At 54.6% G+C, this 16916-nt stretch carries 11 protein-coding genes; 3 read left to right on the top strand and 8 right to left on the bottom strand.

The genetic code is table 11. The features are described 5' to 3' along the window. Positions 1–70 precede the first annotated feature (70 nt). Both HDF09_RS13665 and HDF09_RS13660 read right to left on the bottom strand, forming a co-directional pair. Complete coding sequence (locus HDF09_RS13665) at positions 71–1933, bottom strand: APC family permease (RefSeq protein ID WP_183767254.1); 1863 nt, start codon at positions 1931–1933, stop codon at positions 71–73. Between the two features lie 326 nt (positions 1934–2259). After that, positions 2260–5727, bottom strand: a complete 3468-nt coding sequence (locus HDF09_RS13660; protein WP_183767253.1) for an outer membrane beta-barrel protein — start codon at positions 5725–5727, stop codon at positions 2260–2262. Between the two features lie 194 nt (positions 5728–5921). Here HDF09_RS13660 and HDF09_RS13655 point away from each other — a divergent pair, with 194 nt between their 5' ends. The 3 genes from HDF09_RS13655 (at position 5922) to HDF09_RS13645 (ending at position 8379) form a co-directional block, all read left to right on the top strand. After that, positions 5922–7367, top strand: coding sequence for a sensor histidine kinase (locus HDF09_RS13655; RefSeq protein WP_465245927.1), 1446 nt, complete (start codon positions 5922–5924; stop codon positions 7365–7367). Then, on the top strand, positions 7364–8059 hold the full coding sequence (locus HDF09_RS21155) for a response regulator transcription factor (RefSeq protein ID WP_183767249.1): 696 nt from the start codon (positions 7364–7366) through the stop codon (positions 8057–8059). Before HDF09_RS13655 ends, HDF09_RS21155 begins: the two co-directional genes overlap by 4 nt. Before the next feature lie 122 nt (positions 8060–8181). Further along, positions 8182–8379, top strand: coding sequence for an SUMF1/EgtB/PvdO family nonheme iron enzyme (locus HDF09_RS13645; protein ID WP_221270151.1), 198 nt, complete (start codon positions 8182–8184; stop codon positions 8377–8379). Here the strand turns inward: HDF09_RS13645 and HDF09_RS13640 are convergent. The 6 genes from HDF09_RS13640 to HDF09_RS13615 form a co-directional block, all read right to left on the bottom strand. Further along, positions 8339–9706, bottom strand: coding sequence for an efflux transporter outer membrane subunit (locus tag HDF09_RS13640; protein WP_260181346.1), 1368 nt, complete (start codon positions 9704–9706; stop codon positions 8339–8341). The genes HDF09_RS13645 and HDF09_RS13640 overlap by 41 nt on opposite strands. A 70-nt stretch (positions 9707–9776) precedes the next feature. Continuing rightward, positions 9777–10814, bottom strand: a complete 1038-nt coding sequence (locus tag HDF09_RS13635; protein ID WP_183767245.1) for an efflux RND transporter periplasmic adaptor subunit — start codon at positions 10812–10814, stop codon at positions 9777–9779. A 157-nt stretch (positions 10815–10971) separates the two neighbouring features. After that, complete coding sequence (locus HDF09_RS13630; RefSeq protein ID WP_183767243.1) at positions 10972–14142, bottom strand: efflux RND transporter permease subunit; 3171 nt, start codon at positions 14140–14142, stop codon at positions 10972–10974. After that, a complete protein-coding gene (locus HDF09_RS13625) occupies positions 14129–14539 on the bottom strand; it encodes a response regulator transcription factor (RefSeq protein WP_183767241.1) in 411 nt (136 codons plus the stop codon). Before HDF09_RS13625 ends, HDF09_RS13630 begins: the two co-directional genes overlap by 14 nt. 77 nt (positions 14540–14616) lie before the next feature. Further along, complete coding sequence (locus HDF09_RS13620) at positions 14617–15306, bottom strand: response regulator transcription factor (protein ID WP_260181312.1); 690 nt, start codon at positions 15304–15306, stop codon at positions 14617–14619. Next, the gene (locus tag HDF09_RS13615; protein WP_183767239.1) at positions 15231–16250 is read right to left on the bottom strand and encodes a sensor histidine kinase; all 1020 of its coding nucleotides are present in this window, start codon (positions 16248–16250) and stop codon (positions 15231–15233) included. The genes HDF09_RS13620 and HDF09_RS13615 overlap by 76 nt, the downstream gene beginning before the upstream one ends. Positions 16251–16916 lie beyond the last annotated feature (666 nt).

Genomic DNA, 16916 nt, shown 5'->3' with positions numbered 1-16916 from the left:
TCGAGCGGGGCATGCTCTATTGTCTCTCGCTAGTGCTGGAACTTGTGGTGGCGGATCGGGTATTGAACCGCTACAGATACCAGGGAATGTTGATGACCGTAATTCGCTGATTGCCGCGCACCAAGAGAAATAATTTGAGAACCTGGGCGCGCTGGTTGTGGAGTGGCGTCTGCCACCAGTGTTTCACGACCAGCTCGGGAACCAGGACCGCGATCTGGCGATCGGGATGCTCACGCTCAACCTGGAGAATGTGTTCTACCAAAGGCATCAGGACAAAGCGATAGGGCGAGGATAGAAAAATCAGCTTTGGAACTGCCCTCCCAGTTTGTTCTATCGGTAGAGCTACGTTACGCTGCCACATTTCAGCGACCTCGTCGCGACACTCCTCCGCGTCGACATGAACAGCTTCAACATGGTCGCTTAGCTTCATAGCGAAGCGGAGTCCCTTTTCAGTGATACGGGACCAGCGATCGAGCGGGACGATGACCAGAGGCTCGGCAAGATTGTCGAGTCGGATAGGCCTGTCGATGGCGATCTCCTGACCAACACCTCTATAGTGACGTCTCACTGCGAGCATGAGGAATATCAGCGCAGGAATGAGAATCGCCACGATCCACGCGCCCGCGGTGAACTTGGCGACCAGCACGACAACAAGGGTTAATCCAGTCGCGACCGCTCCGATCCCGTTGACAATCATGCGATGGAAAGAGCCTCTTCCACCTTGCTTCTTCCAATGCATGACAATCCCGGCTTGAGATAGAGTGAACGCCATAAAAGCTCCAATGGCGAAGAGTGGGATGAGGCGATCGGTAATGCCGCCGAAGGCGATCAGAAGGGCAGCAGTAAAACCAACCAGAGCGACGATTCCGTGCGAATAAAGCAGCCGGCGTCCGCGAATTTTGAAGACATGCGGAAGGTAGTCGTTCATCGCAATCGCACGCGTAAGGCGGGGAAAGTCAGCGTACGAGGTGTTGGCAGAAAGTGCCAGCACGGCCAGAATGGACGCGCTGCCGACGTAGTAGAACCAGCCCCGCCCCATAACTGCAGAAATGAGTTGGGAGAGGATGCTCTGGTAGCCCGCACTGGCAGGATCGGTGGCACCGATGTTATACGCGCGACACAGCAGGGCGATGCCGCTGAGAAAAATCATCAAAAGTACGATGATGATGGTAAGAGTACGCTTGGCATTGCGCTGTGTGGGATCTCGGAAAGCCGCTGTTCCATTCGAGACGGCCTCGACGCCGGTCATGGCGGTGCAGCCGCTGGAGAATACCTTGGCGAGCAGCCAAAGGGAGAGCATCGAAGTGGCGGGAGGCATATGCGGGGGAGAGACAATCGGAACGGGATGGCCGTGGGCACCGATCGCGCGGAAGGCGCCGATGCCAATGACTGCGATCAGTGTGCCTATAAACATGTACGTCGGAATCAGAAAGGCGATACCTGTGTCCTTGGTGCCCCGGATGTTGATGAGCGTGAGTAACGCGAGAATCGCGAGGCAGAAAGCGAGTGTATGGGGCAGGAGCGATGGGAAGGCCGACACGAGGGCTTCTACGCCAGCGGAGATGCCGACCGCAGCATTGAGAATGTAGTCGATCATGAGTGCGGCAGCGGCAAGTAGACCGGCGGTTTCGCCGAGGTTTTCGCTGGCGACCGTATAGCTGCCACCCCCATGCGGATAGCCGTCGATGGTTTGGCAGTACGAGAAGAACACTACGGCAAGAAGTGCGATGATAGCGAAGCTGATCGGGACAATGTGCGCGATGCCCGCTGCGCCTAGTGGGATAAGGAGAGTAAGAGCTGCCTCGGGGCCATAGGCGGCAGAACTGAGGGCATCCAAGCCAAATACCGGAATGCCAGAGATCGGTCCAATGTGTTCGGCGCGTTCCTCGGATGTCGCGAGGGGTTTACCAGCGACAAGTTGAAGAAAGGACATTAGTGTTCCGATCGCCGCCTATGAGTGAAAACTCCAAACGCAAGTAAGGCTAGTTTAAATCACATAAGTAAGTCGTAAAAGTTACGTAACCTCTTCGTACCCTACAGTATGAGCCTGTTTGCACTTAGTTACCGGCTATGTGACCAAACACCCGAATCACAAATACGACCGTCGCTCTCAGAACTAAGCAGGAAGCAATCAGACCTTCGACTTCAATCCACGGTTTCTATCTCTCTCGCGAAACCCATAGGCAATTCCGCATACTGAGATGGAATAAAAGGGAGGCGAGAGGGAGATCTCCTCGCCTCCCGAAGCGGACAATCGAATTAGAAGTCGATTCTGAGCGCCGCCTGTCCCGTCCGATTCCCCGCGTTCTCCGCCGTTTGCGGTCCAGTCAGCTGCCCGAACAGCGAGTTGTCGATCGCCGTCACAGGTGGCGCAAAGTTGGTGTGGTTCAGAACGTTTGTAAAGGTCGTCTCGAACCGTGCATGCACCTTCTCGGTGATAGCGAACCGCTTCGCCACGCCGAGGCTCACTGCGGCAGTCCCAGGACCCTGGATGACCCCAACTCCTGCATTCCCGAAGCGACCTGCTCCTGCAGGTGTTGCTAGGAAGGACAGGTTGTTGTAGGTCACCGCTCCGGCAGTATCCCTCGATACCACATCTGGACGCAGCACAGCGCTGCGATTGACGACGTTCGTGTTCGACTGATCGGAAGAACCGCTGATGCTTGGGGTAAGCCAGGGGCCTGTCTCCAGCAATGTGATGGTTGTCAGGTCCCACCCGCCGAGAAATATATCCGTGGCTGTACTGGTATTCATGTACTGACGCCCCTTGCCGAAAGGAAGCTGATACACCCCTGTGAGCAGCATGCGGTTGCGTCGAGTACCGGAAACATTGCCGAGGTTCTGTTTGATGTGAAAGCGATCGGCGATGGGAAGTCCGTAATTGACTTCACCGGCGAACGCGCTTGGCGCATCACCCTGATTGTCAGCCTCATTTTTTGCGTAGGTGTAGTTTGCATCCACGTAGAGCCCACGCTCCAAACGATGCGTCGCCTGGAGCTCGAACGCGTGATAGTTTGCCTCACCTGCATTGAACGTGCTGAGCAGCGTCGTCCAATTCTGATATGGCGCGCGGGAATCCACGAAAGCCCCAGCCGTTGCTCCCGTGTTGTATGGAGTCGTGCTGGCGGGAATCTGGTTAAGATCCTCGGTGATGCTCAGCCGGTAGGTGTGCATGCCAACGTAGCTCGCGCGAAGCGACGTTGCGTTTGTGAGCTGTCGTTCCACGGTCACGTTCCATTGGTTTGACTGGGGGTCGCGGAAGTTGGGATCAACTCCCTGATCCAGTCCGCCACCACCGAAGGTGACCCCAGAGGTGGCAGGAGCCGTATTCGGAAAGATGATCTGTGGCGTATTTGGTCCGGCACTGTTGGAGTTGGAATACGTGTGCAGATTTGAGGTTGGGTTGCCGCTGTTGTTGAACGAAAGTGGTCCCAAGTTGGTCATCGTATAGATGCCAAATCCGGCACGCACCACCGTCCTGGTGTCGTTGAACGGACGATAGGCAATCGCGATGCGCGGCTGGAAGTCCCCTTTATAGGTCTGGCGCAGACTCTGCGGCAATCCATCCTGGCTGGCCGTGATATATCCGGTGCATGGCAACCCGTGAACGGTCGATCCGGCAGCAGTGCCGGACGGGCACGCATTGAAGGACTGCTGGAAAGCAACATTGGAAGAGGTGATGTTCTGGCTGGCGAGATATCCCGCCAAAGCATCAGGAACGACAATCGAGTTATTTCGTTGATCGAAGTTTGCCAGATTGCCGCCGTCCTCCTGGAAGCCGGGGAGAATCTGCCAGCGAAGACCGTAGCTGAGCGTCAACCGGCTGTTGACCTGGAATTCGTCCTGAGCAAAGAAACTGTATTGCGTGGCGGTTCCTCCGACATCCGGGCTCGAGACAGCGAAGTAAAGTGTGGTTGGCGCGCCTTCGAGGAAGTCGCCAAAGGCATTGCCCGTAAACTGATCGCCTTGGGCGTTTCCATACGATGGCTGAAATATGAAGGCCCCGAAATCATCTGAGGCGAATTGTGGGGCAAAGCTCTCCAAATCGAAGTACCGAACGCGACGGATATCGATCCCACCCTTCACGGTGTGCTTGCCGAAGCTGTAAGTAAGGTTATCGCTGAACTGCGTCGTCTTCGACTGGGTGACGCCTGCCTTGTCTCTTCCAATAACTGGAAACGGAGTGCCCGCGCTGAAATTGAAGGTGGGGAATGCATGGGTTAGTGGATGCTGACTGATATCGACACCCGTGAGATCCAACTGACTCAGCGCAGTGGAACCTTGAATCAGAAAGTTGACGTTGGTCGTAACGTTCGTGAAGCCGTAGCGGAACTCATTCAGCAGCTTTGGGGTAATCGTGTAAGTATGCGAAATCAACAGGCTCCGATTGTGAATGGAATCCGAATCATCCGGCAGAAAGAGATTCGCGAAGTCCGTGGTGATGTTCTTGCGGCTAAAGCGCGCGTAAACCGATTGCTTGGACGAGATCGTCTGATCGACCCGGATGTCCGCACCGTCGGTGCGTGCCGGAGTCGCTTGAAAGTTCTGATAGTTGATGCTCTGCGTCTGGTTAGTAGCGCCTGCCACATTCGGCAATGGATAATAAGCAAGCAGCGCCTTTGCTGTCTGGCTAATTTGGGTAGATGGAATCGTAGGGCCACCTATATCGGAGAGGTTGCCGCTCCTGTCCGCGGCAGTCGGAACTACATATTGCTGAAACACCGCAGTGCGGCGCCGGTTGCCCTCATAGTCCGCAAAGAAAAACGTCTTACTGTGTCCATCATACAGATGCGGAATCACAATCGGCCCGCTCAACGAGAAGCCAAACGTATTGAATTTCTTAGGGGCTTTTCCGCGGGAGCCGTACGGGTCTGCATCCAGAGCCTGGTTTTGCAGATACTCGAAGACACTCCCGTGATACTGGCTTGTCCCATTCTTGGTTGTAAATGTCACGTCGCCAACCTGGGAAAACTCCGCACTATTGTTGAATGCGGTCACTTTCACTGCAGCAATGCCTTCCTGTGAAGGATAGGCGTCCTGCAGCGCTCCGTTCTGCCGCACGTTAGCACTTGAAATACCATCGACGGAAAAATTCACCATCGAGGAGCTCGCTCCGCCGAGAGCGATATTGCCGGAACTATCTGTCTGAACGTTGGGAGACAGGCCAAGTGCACCTAGCGGACTTGTAGTGGTCGCGCGGTTATTCAGGGGTAACTGCGTCATTTCGATATTCGTCTTCGAATCGCTGATCGTTCCATTTTCCGTATTGATCTGGTCGCCTGCTCCCGATACCTCCACGGTTGTCATCTGTGCCGCAACATTGAGCGTAGTCTCAAGTCTCAAGTCCTGCCGCGCTTCGACTGAGATTCCCGACACAACGGTATCGGCAAAGCCATCGCGATGAGCACGCAACGAGTACTTACCAGCCTTTACGTTTTCAAAGATGAAGCCGCCTGAACTATCGGTATCGACTGTGCGCTCTGTGTTTTCATCTGTACTATGCAGCACAATCTTCGCGTCTGGAATCGCCGAGCCGCTCGCGTCCTGTACGTTGCCCCTGACACTCCCAAACGTCGACTGCGCATGGGCCAACGACCCCGCCGCAAACAACAGACCACAAATAATTAGGAAGACGACGCTGCATAAAACACGTCTAAAAACGCTTAGTCCCTCCCGTCCTTGAGCGTGCTGGACCTCGTTCTGCTTCTGTTGAAGCGACAGGGCCATATCCTCTACAAGGGACGTGGGTATTGCTGTGTCTTGCGAAAGAAGGCCTCTAAGTAAGTTCATGTTGAATCACCTCGTATGCCGGAAAAAGATCGACATTCTCAGTGAATCGCGAACCCCGTCAGCAATGCATAAGCTCCTTCTTAACGGTTTGTTTATGCCTCAATCGCTATAGTTCCGGCAGGGGCGACCGAATGATTGCCAAACCAATCCAGGTGGTCCTACGCAGAATTACGGGCGGCTGTGCCGCTGGAATGCTGTTGACGCTTCTCTCCTACCACCTCCACTTTAATCTCTCCGCCGCAACCTCCATCCACCTCTTTCTAGTGGTGGTCATCGCGCTTCGTTGGGGTCTATTCGAAGCGAGCGTCGTTTCAATTCTGTCCGTCGCCTGCCTCGACTACTTCTTCACCCAACCTTTGTTCCAGTTCTACATCACAGATTCGCACGATTGGATCGCCCTCCTGGTCTTTGAAGCAACGGCCTTGGTCGTCAGCAGCCTCTCAGACCGAGTGAGCCACCATGCTCGCGAGTTAGAGCGGCGCCAAGCTCAACAGCAGAAGCTTTACGAACTCAGCCAAAATATTCTGCTCCTCAATCGGGACGCGGCGGTCGATCAACAACTCGTCGATCTCATACGTTCCAGCCTGCGAGTGAAAGGGGTAGCTCTTTGGAACGCGTATGAGATGCATCAGTGGAAGAGTGGAGATTGTGATTTCTCCGATGACGAAGTGCGCTCCGCTTACTTTCTCGAAACGAATGACGATGACTCGAGCACAGGAGTCTCCCGGCGTGTCCTTCGACTAGGAACCCGGCCTATTGGATCCCTCTTCCTCTGCGGGCATTCGCTCGACTCAGCCTCGATCAATGCAGCCGCTTCGCTTGCCGCAGTTGCGATTGAAAGGGCACGGTCCTTCTCCACCGAAGCAAATGCAGAAGCGGCAAAACAAAGCGAGCAACTACGCTCCGCCATATTGGACGGCCTGGCACACGCTTTCAAGAGCCCACTCACAACGATCAGAGCTTCTAGCTCCGGTCTGCTCGCGATGAACACCCTGTCGGGCACTGAAGAAAAGCTAGTTGGCTTGATTGATCGTCATGCGGGGCACCTTAGCGATCTCGCCAATCATCTGCTCCTTACCGCGAAGCTGGATAGCGGCGATCTAAAGGTCAAGCGCGAGCAAGTCGACGTGGCTCGGTTGATACGCAGCACCATTACGGAATCATCACAGGAACTGGACGGACATTCCATTGACTTCCAGGTGAGCTCGGGGCACAACGCCGTATATGGAGATGGAAAGCTTCTTCAAATGGCCCTCTTCCAAGTCCTCGACAATGCTGCAAAGTATAGTCGTCCCAACTCTCAGGTGGCCATCGCGGTTCAGGAAGAAGAAGCGGAACTGGTCATCAGGATCAAAAACGAAGGCTCGTTTATTCCGGATGACGAAAAAGAGAAGGTATTTCAACGCTTTTATCGTTGCTCTGGGTCGGTGAAGACGATTTCCGGCACCGGGATCGGTCTCTCCGTAGTTAGGCGCATCGCTGAAGCGCATAGCGGGCGAACGTGGGTTGAAAGCGATCAAGTGAATGGAACAACGTTCGCTATCGCACTACCCCGCATTGCAAAGGAGAAAGCGTGAATCAGAAAAGCAAGGTGCTCGTCGTTGAAGACGATGCAGGAATACGCCAGAGCCTGTTCGAAACCTTAGGGGCGCTGGGATTTGCAGTCGGGGAGGCTCATCACGGAGAGGAGGCCCTCGTGCAATTGCGCATGGTCAGCTATGACGCGGTCCTTCTCGATATCAACATGCCGGGTATGGGGGGCAAGGAGACGTGTCGAAGAATCTGTCAAATCTTTCCCGGACTGCCGATCATTATGCTCACTGTTCGAGACGATGAAGAGGATATCGTCGAGTCGTTGGACGCGGGTGCATTTGACTATGTCACGAAGCCGTTTCAGATTCGCGAGCTCACCGCAAGGTTACGATCAGTCATCCGGCGTCGCCACGCCCCGATGGGAGAACCAGATCTGATCAGCATAGTGGGCGACATCACGCTCGACGCCAATCGCCGCCTCGTGGAGAAAAAAGGTGAACAGATCCACCTCGCTCCAAAAGAATACGAGACCCTCCGTTGTTTGATGGAGCATGCTGGTAGACCCGTCAGGCACGAAAATCTGCTGCGATCCATTTGGGGACCGCCCTACAGCAACGAGCGTGAATATCTGCGTGTCGTCATCAACCAACTCCGAAAGAAAATTGAAGATGACCCTGCTCACCCTTTTTACATCTTGACCGAGAGCCACATCGGCTATCGCTTCCGTGAAGAATAATTCTACCGGGTGTCTACGCGGATGCTCAGACCCGAGATTGAAGAGAGTGGCAGCAAGCGTTCGGTTCTGTCATTGCATCAAGGCCAATAGAGACATCGAACTTACGGCCTCTAAGGAGCAGGATGAATCAACTTACTCAGATTGCCTCCACCCCGGCTGGGCTTCCCCCGAGCGATGTGGATGTGCATCCCCAGGGAGCGAGTCCATTCGGCGTAATGGACATGGTCGGAAATGTCTGGCAGTGGACCGACGAGTATCTCGACGAGCACACTCGCGCCGCTATTGTGTTGTCCCGTTCCATCCGCCGCCAAGTGTCTTGATCAGAACAACAGATGCAACCATTCGCTCACCGGCGATCTGTGCCGCTGTACGTTCATTGGCAAGTACAGTTTGCTCTGCAAACACTACATCGAGATAACTCACGAGTCCGCCTTTGTAGCGCGAAATGGCGATATTTTGGGCCTCCGTTGCTTCGAGAACGGCGCTGCCCTGAGACTGTGACTGTTCTTGCAGAAAATGCAGAGCAGACAGCTGATCTTCGGTCTCCTGATAAGAGACAAGAACTGTCTTCTCATACTGAGCCAGGGACTGCCTGTATGTCGCCTGTGCCTGCTCCACACCGGCCTTCAGCCGGCCGCCTGTAAAGATAGGTGCAGCTGCGGAGGCACCTAAAGAGGCGATCGTGTTTTGCCAGTTCAACAGGCTGGTAGCGTTGGTGCTTTCGTAGCCAACCAGGCCGGTGAGGGAGAGTTGAGGAAAGTATGCAGCCTTGGCCACTCCGATCTGTGCGGTTGCGGCGGCGACGTTTCGATCGGCTTCAACAATATCGGGGCGTCGCTCCAGCAGATCCGCTGGCAACCCGATGGGAATCTGCGGTGGCACGGCGTCATTCGGAGATTTCGGCAAAGAGAAACCTTCTGCTGTACGTCCGAGTAGGACGGCGAGCCCATGTTCGAGTTGCGCGCGTTGGATCTCAAGAGCCTGCTTCTGTGAGATCGTCTGATCAAGCAATGTCTGTGATTGCTTTACCTCGAGTTCGCTGCTCAGGCCATGATGAAATAAGTTCGTCGTCAGCTCGAGGCTTTTCTTTAAAGTCTCAATCGTGCTGTCGAGGATAGTGAGTTCCTGGTCGGTCTCGCGCAGGTTGTAGTAGTTCACAGCAACACCGGCCTCGACAGAAAGAGTCACGAATCGAAGATCGGCCTCGGTGGCTTCCTGAGTCGCACGGGAGGATTCGATCGACCGTCGCACGCGTCCCCAGGCATCAATTTCGTAGCTTGCGACGAGGGGCAGTTGAATGTCGTTATAGGTCGCAGCCCGGCCACTGGTATTGCCGTTATTTGGCCGATTCTGTGCCTCGCGCGCACGAAGAGCAGATACGTCCGTGCCCACAAATGGAAACAGTTGAGAGCGGGTAGCTTTGGTAGTGGCGGCAGCCTCATCCACGTGAGCAACGGCGATCTTGATATCTCGGTTCGCAGCGTCCGCTTGCGACTCCAGATCATTCAGGACGGGGTCGTGGAAGACCTTCCACCAGTCTGTGTATGCGATTGGATTCTGGTCAGTGCTATTTGCGCTGGTCGTGGATGCGCCGGTAAATGTGGGAGGAACCGGGGCGATAGGCTTCTTATAGTTCGGGCCCACCATGCATCCGGTCAGCAGAACGCAAGCAAGGAAAGCTACTGAATTGCGATGAATGGTATACCTCATGGCATCCTCAGTTCTGCGATCCGGATTTAGGGGTCTGCACCTCGACATGCATTCCATCGATCAGATAGTCCGGCGGACTCGCGACTACTGCGTCACTGTTCGAAATTCCACTTGTGATCTCGATGGTGTCGCCGAAGTCGCGCCCGAGAGTGACCTTCTTCAGAGCGATCTCGCTCTTGTCCGTTACTATGGCGACCTGAGGACCGGCGGCCTGGTAAAGAACAGCTTCAGACGGGATGATCAGCGAAGGTATCGGCGCTGAGGCTCGGAGGTGAACCTCAGCATAGGCTCCCGGCATCAACTGCCCGGAGGGATTCGGTACGTCGATTTCAGTAAGGAGGGTGTGAGATCCGGCATCAATCGCGTGGCTACTGCGAACTACGCTGCCGTCAAACTGTTTTCCCGGAAGCGCCGTCAGCTCGAGCGTTGCCTTGAGGCCATTGGCAATCTGCTCGCTATAGGTCTCAGGTACGGGAACAAATATCCTCATCGTATCGATTTTGGAGATCCTGAAGAGTTCAAATGCGGCCCCTCCGTTTCCCGCATTGACAAGGTCTCCGATGTCAGTCCCGCGCTGTGTGATGATTCCATCAAATGGAGCTACAACGCGCTCGAATCCCTGCAACTGTTGAAGGCGGGATACGTTTGCATCCGCTGCATGCAGGTTTGCTTTTTGCGCTTCCAGATTTTGGTTGTTCTGGTCGACATCCTGCTGCGAGACAGCGTTGGTCGTGATGAGGTCCTGATACCGCTTTGCTGTGATACCGGCCAGAGTGAGATTGGCCTGGACCTGGCTGAGACTGGCTCGGGCCTGGCTTAGCTCCTGATCAACTTCCGGTGATTCGATTACCGCAAGCAATTGCCCCTGATGGACATGCGTTCCGATGTCCGCATACCAGTGAGCGACATAGCCATTGGTCCGCGCATAGATGGGCGAATCGGAATAAGCCTGTAAAGTACCCGGCAGGGCTAGATCGCTATTGGGCGCACCACTCTGCGGGTGAATGACGGAGACAGGCTCCGCCTGCAACGCGTGCGTCGTCACGGCGAGCTTTCTGTTCTCTTGTGCGCGGAGAAAGAGCGTAACTGCGCCAACAAGGCAGAGTCCAATCGGTACCAGGAGAAAGAGACGAACGCCGCTTTTCCGGTGAGAAGGTAAAGGAGAGGGGAATGACGTGTTTTGCTGTGTCATGGAAACCTCATTAAGCATTGGCTGCCTCCGAAGCGGAAGAATTCGACTTCTGGCGAATCATGGCAAAGACGATGGGAACAAAGAACAGCGTTGATACGGTCGCAAATAACAGGCCACCGATTACGGCACGGCCAAGGGGAGCATTCTGCTCTCCGCCGTCTCCGAGGCCGAGAGCCATCGGAATCATGCCGATGATCATCGCCATCGCGGTCATGATGACGGGACGCAGCCGTGTGGCACCTGCTTCCAGGGCCGCCTTGAATGCATCCTTGTTCTCCGCGAAATGCTCGTTGGCGAAGGTAATGACGAGAACGCTGTTCGAAGTGGCGACACCAATGCTCATGATGGTTCCCATGAGTGCGGGCACGCTCAACGTCGTATGCGTAAGAAAGAGAACCCAGCAGATGCCGGCTAACGCTGCCGGCAGCGCGGTGATGATGATGAAGGCCTCGGTCCAAGACTGGAAGTTGACGACGAGGAGTAGATAGACAAGAGCAACGGCAAACGCGAGTCCGTAAAAGAGACCGGTAAAGGATGATTGCATGGTGGCAACCTGTCCTCGTGTGACAATCCGGCTTCCTCTCGGAAGTTTCTTCGTGGCGTCGGCTACGATTCTCTGGACATCGTTCGCAACTCCGCCAAGATCGCGGCCCTGCACGCTGCCATAGATGTCGACCACGCGCTGAACGTCGTAGTGGCTGACCACGGCGGGCTCAGACGTCCTGCTCATCGTGGAAAGATTCTCAAACAGTTGTGGCCCCGGAACGCTGGGAGAGTTTACCGGTATATTGCCCACTGCATCGATGGAATCGAGCTTAAATTGAGGAGTTTGTACCGCGATATTATACGACACACCGTTCTTTGGGTTGAGCCAGAAGTTTGGTGTCGTCTGGAAGCTCGAACTCAGAGATACCAGGACGTTGTCTGCAACGTCACGTTCCGTCAACCCAACCTGTTGAATTCGTGTGCGGTCAATGTTGTACTGAAGCCGCGGCTGATCCACCAGCTGCTGGATGTGAACATCGACGGCTCCCGGCACGGCCCGCATCTTCTCGGCGATTTGAGAGGCAATGGCGAAGTTGCTTTCGAAGTCTTTGCCAACAAGCTGAATATCCAACGGGGCCGGAACGCCAAAGTTGAGTGTCTGGCTGACGATATCTGCGGGCTCAAAGAAAAATGAAGTTCCTGGAAACTGCTTGGGCAAATCCTCTCCCAGCCGTGCGACATAATCCGCCGTGGGGTGGTGCTTTGTACTGAGGGAGACAAGCACCTCGGCATCGGCATTCCCAATCGTGCCGCTGTTGCTGTAGGAGAGGTTGATACCACTGGTGGGTAGCCCGATGTTATCGAGTATTCCATCCATCTCATCCGCCGGAATCTGGGTTCGAATGTAGCGATCGACTTGATCGACGAGACGGGCCGTCTCCTCGATGCGCGTGCCTGTCTTGGCTCGCACATGCAAGCGGAATTGACCTGCATCTACATAGGGGAAGAAGTCTCTGCCAAGCAGGGGAATCAACAGAAGGCTCAACAAACAAAACGCGAGGAAGCAGCTCACGAAGATCTTTCTTTGCCCCAGGCATTGAGTAAGAAGGTGGAGGTATCTATCGCGAAGCGCTTCAAAGCTGTGTTCAAAACGCGCATGGAAGCGGGCAAAGCGGCTGAGGGGACGTCCGGGGATTGGGTGACGATGCTGCTCAACCTCTTTCGGGAGTAGAAACATCACTAGGGTTGGAATAATTGTGCGGGAAAAGAAATAGGACGCCAGCAGCGCAAACACGACTGCTTCAGCGAGAGGAACGAAGAGATACCGAGCAACTCCGGACAGAAAGAACATCGGAACAAAGACAATGCTGATACAGATCGTGGAGACAAACGCTGGCACGGCGATCTCCTGGGCTCCATCGAGAATCGCTTGACGCAATTCCGTTCCCATGGCTACATTCCGCTGCATGTTCTCGATCTCGACGGTCGCATCGTCAACCAATACGCCAACAGCGAGAGCCAGGCCACCCAGGGTCATGATGTTGATGCTCTCTCCCAATGCACTGAGGATGAGCAATGACGTAAGAATCGAGAGCGGGATGGATACGCAGATAATCAACGTGCTTCGCCAGCTTCCGATAAAGACCAGAATCATGATGGAAGTGAGGCAGGCCGCAATGAGACCCTCTCGAACAACTCCGTTCAGAGAGGCTTTTACAAAGATCGATTGGTCGGCGAGTGGCCGCATCACAAGCTCTGGGGGGAGGGTCGCCGCAATACGAGGCAGTGCCGCGCGAATCCCGGCAACGATGGCGAGTGTGGATGCGCTGCCCGCCTTCTCGATCGTCAGCAAAGCCCCACGCTGACCGTCCTGCCGCACGATATTCTGCTGTACCGCGAAGCCATCGCGGACGTTGGCGACATCACGGATGAAGATGGAGCCGCCGTTCACCGTTTTGACAGGCAGGGCATTGAGCTGATCGACCGCGACTGGTGTGCCGTTCAACCCGACGTTGTATTCGGTCTTTCCGATCTTGGCGGTGCCCGAAGGCAGGATGACGTTCTGAGCATTCACAGCATTGACAACGTCGACGGGTGAGAGTCCCTTCGATTTGAGCTGAGAAGAATCGATATCCACCATGATCTGGCGGACCTTGCCCCCATAGGGAAGTGGCACTGCCGCTCCAGGAACCGTGGCCAGTTGGGGTCTAATGAAGTTCGACCCCAAGTCGTTCAGTTGCTGCTCCGAAAGCCCCTTACCGCTAAGCCCAAGCTGCAGGATTGGGACCGTCGACGCGCTGTACTGAATGACGAGGGGAGGCGTGATGCCAGAGGGTAGTTGCTTGAGCGTGGCTTGTGCCTCCGCAGTGACCTGCGCGATCGCACCATCAACGTTCGCCTGCGGCTGCAAATAAACTTTAATTACCGAAACACCGTTGAGAGACTGAGACTCAATGTGCTCGATGTTTCCAACGGTGGTTGTTAGAGCCCGTTCATAGATGGAGGTGATACGCGTTTCCATCTCAGAAGGAACAAGACCATTGAATGTCCAGATGATGCTCACCACTGGGATATTGATAGACGGGAAGATGTCCACAGGCGTCCGCATCATCATCACCGGACTGACCAGGAACAGCAGCAATGCCAGCACGACAAAGGTGTATGGACGCGATAGCGCGAGCTTAACAATCCACATCAGAAACCTCCTTGTTTCGACTCCACCTCATGGCGCCGTCGACAGTCTCGAGGAACTCCTCTCCATCGATTGGCTTGAATAGAAATGCGAACGCGCCTTGAGCCAGAGCCTTCCGCTGGACCACATCGTCGTAATGAGCTGTAACGAAAATGACTGGCAGTGCTGGAAGCATTGCCACCACTCGTCGTTGTAGTTCGCAGCCGTCGATACCAGGCATTCGTACGTCCGTAATCAGACAGCAAACCGAGTCGAGCCCACCAGGCTCAAGGGCTTCTTCGGCTGAAGTGAACGATCTGGTCTCTATGCCCGCCGAATAGAGCAGGTGCTCCAGGGACTCTCGCACACGTGCATCGTCGTCTACCAGGGCCACGATGCAATGTTGCGGATGGTTTGCCACTGCAAGCTCTCCTTCGACTAACAATCTGATCGTAGGAGAACTATTGCTGGCTGCCAATTATCGTTTTGTATTAGATGCTAGCTCTTTGGAATTCCGAGCTTTCCAGCAATTCGCACGAGATCCGCGAGAGACTGCGCAGCCATCTTCTTCATAATTTGGCCTCTGTGAATCCGAATGGTGATCTCGCTGGTGCCAAGCTCCCACGCCGTCTCTTTATTCAACAGTCCAGAAACAACGTAGGGGAGAACCTCACGCTCCCTTGGTGTGAGCAACGAATATCGCTTCTGTATCGCTCTCAGTTCGGCATTCTTCAGCCGGAGCTCGCCATCGAGACGAATCGCTGTGTCGATCGCGCGCAGCAGCTCTTCCGGTTCGAACGGTTTCGAAAGAAATTCGGTCGCACCAGCCTTCATCGCCTTGACTGTGGAGGGAATGTCCCCATGGCCGGTTAGAAAAACAATGGGAGGGCCACCAACATCAGCCAGCTGTTTTTGCAACTCGAGGCCGTTCATTCCTGGAAGGTCAAGGTCGAGAATCAAGCAACCTGGAACATCGGATCTTTGGAAAACCAGGTACTCCGCGGCGTTGCTGAACGTCATTACCTCATGACCAGCGGACGACAAGAGTGCCGACAAAGCCTCCCGGATTCGGCTGTCGTCGTCCAGGACATAGACGATCGCTTTCTCGGAGTTCATTCCCGTTCCTCCGTCGCGCACGGAATCGCGAAACTGAAGACCGTACCGGTCATCGAGCCGGGCGATCCCCATAGACGTCCTTCGTGGGCTTCGATGATCGACTTGCAGATCGAAAGCCCCATCCCCATGCCGTCTTCTTTGGTCGTGAAGAAGGCATCAAAGACCTTCTCAAAATCTGCAATGCCTACTCCCTGATCTCGAATCTCAGTCAGGACCATGCCATCCTGCTCTCGTGAATGGATTTCCAGCGTCTTCGGCCTGTCCGTGACGGTACGCATTGATTCCATGCCATTCAAGACCAGATTCATCAAGACCTGCTGAAGCTGAAGCCGATCACCGATGATCTTGGGGAGATCCTTTGGTAATTGCACCTCAACCGTTATTTTTTCTCTCTCCGCCCTTCCACGTATGAGAGAGACAACCTCAGTTACGATTGGCCGTAAGTCGAAAGGCGTCTTCTCGGGCGGTGATCTCCGGAAGAGCGACCGGAGCCCTTGGATAATCCCACCGGCGTCTTTGCCGTCCCGCACGATGCGCTCGGCCGCTGACTGTGCATTGGCAAGGTTCGGAGGATCGGTTGAAAGCCAGCGCACGCAGGTTTGTCCATTTGCAACCATCGCGCTCAAAGGCTGGCTGATCTCGTGTATGACTGAGGCTGAGAACTCCGATATGGTTGCTATCTGAGTAGCCTGGGCGAGTTTTGCTTGCGTCTGGCGCAGCGATTCCTCAGCGAGTCGTCTGGCAGCAATCAATTCGGTCGCAAGAACCATAGCCGCGATAAAGACCGCCAGGCGTAGATATGATTCATGGGAATGAAAGAAGTGAAATCGAGGAAGAAGGAAGAAGAGATCGAAGAGGATCGAAGAAACCAAGGCGGTCAGGTATCCTGGACCGCGGCCCCCGTAGAGACTGCTCGCCATAGCCGCCAGCAGGAAACAGGAAGAGGGAGCGTCGAGCTTCCAGGCGATGGGCAGTGCGATCACACACGCCAAGACTGCGAGTAGATAGGTTTTCAATCGACCATAATCCTCGGGTATCGAATCGTCTTAGCTGGGCTCGGTTTGAGTTCGTCGATCATTCAGTGCCGATCACTGCGTGGAGTCGGAGATTTGCTGCCATCAATTCAAATCGATTTTTCTGCAACGCACAAGCTCGGCGCGGTGGAGGAGGAGCGGCGTTCTTGGGGAGGATGATGATGCCCTACCAGTGTAATATTTCAAACGAATTTCGATAACGGACAGTTCCGATGATCCGGAAATCAATGATGAGCACTAACAAATGCCCTTCTCTGCTTGCGCAGTGACTGTCAGAGTTCAACTCATTTTTTTGCAAGTTGCGGGTTTGACGCGCTGCTGGCCGAAAAAGGCTGGCGGTGCTCATCGTCTGACCCCTATTTATCAAATTCAATCGATTAGATGGCCGCCAAAAATCGGACTTGAGTGCGCGACCAATGCGCGAACATCACTGATCGGAAAAATTTGTTTTACTTTGCAAGAGACACTTACGCAAAGACGTCACAAGCCTTCGCGCGGCGGAGGCTTTGACTAAATCCCGTAAGTTATTGATTTTAGGTGATGGCCAGAGACGGGATCGAACCGCAGCGCCGCCTACCGGCTCTCTTCCGGGCTGAGGCGAATGAGGTCGCAATTCCCTTGACACCAGAAGTTCTATTCAACTAATGT

It is taken from the genome of Edaphobacter lichenicola, from assembly GCF_014201315.1.
Classification (GTDB): Bacteria; Acidobacteriota; Terriglobia; order Terriglobales; family Acidobacteriaceae; genus Edaphobacter; species Edaphobacter lichenicola_B.
This window is presented reverse-complemented; position numbering and strand designations above follow the sequence as displayed.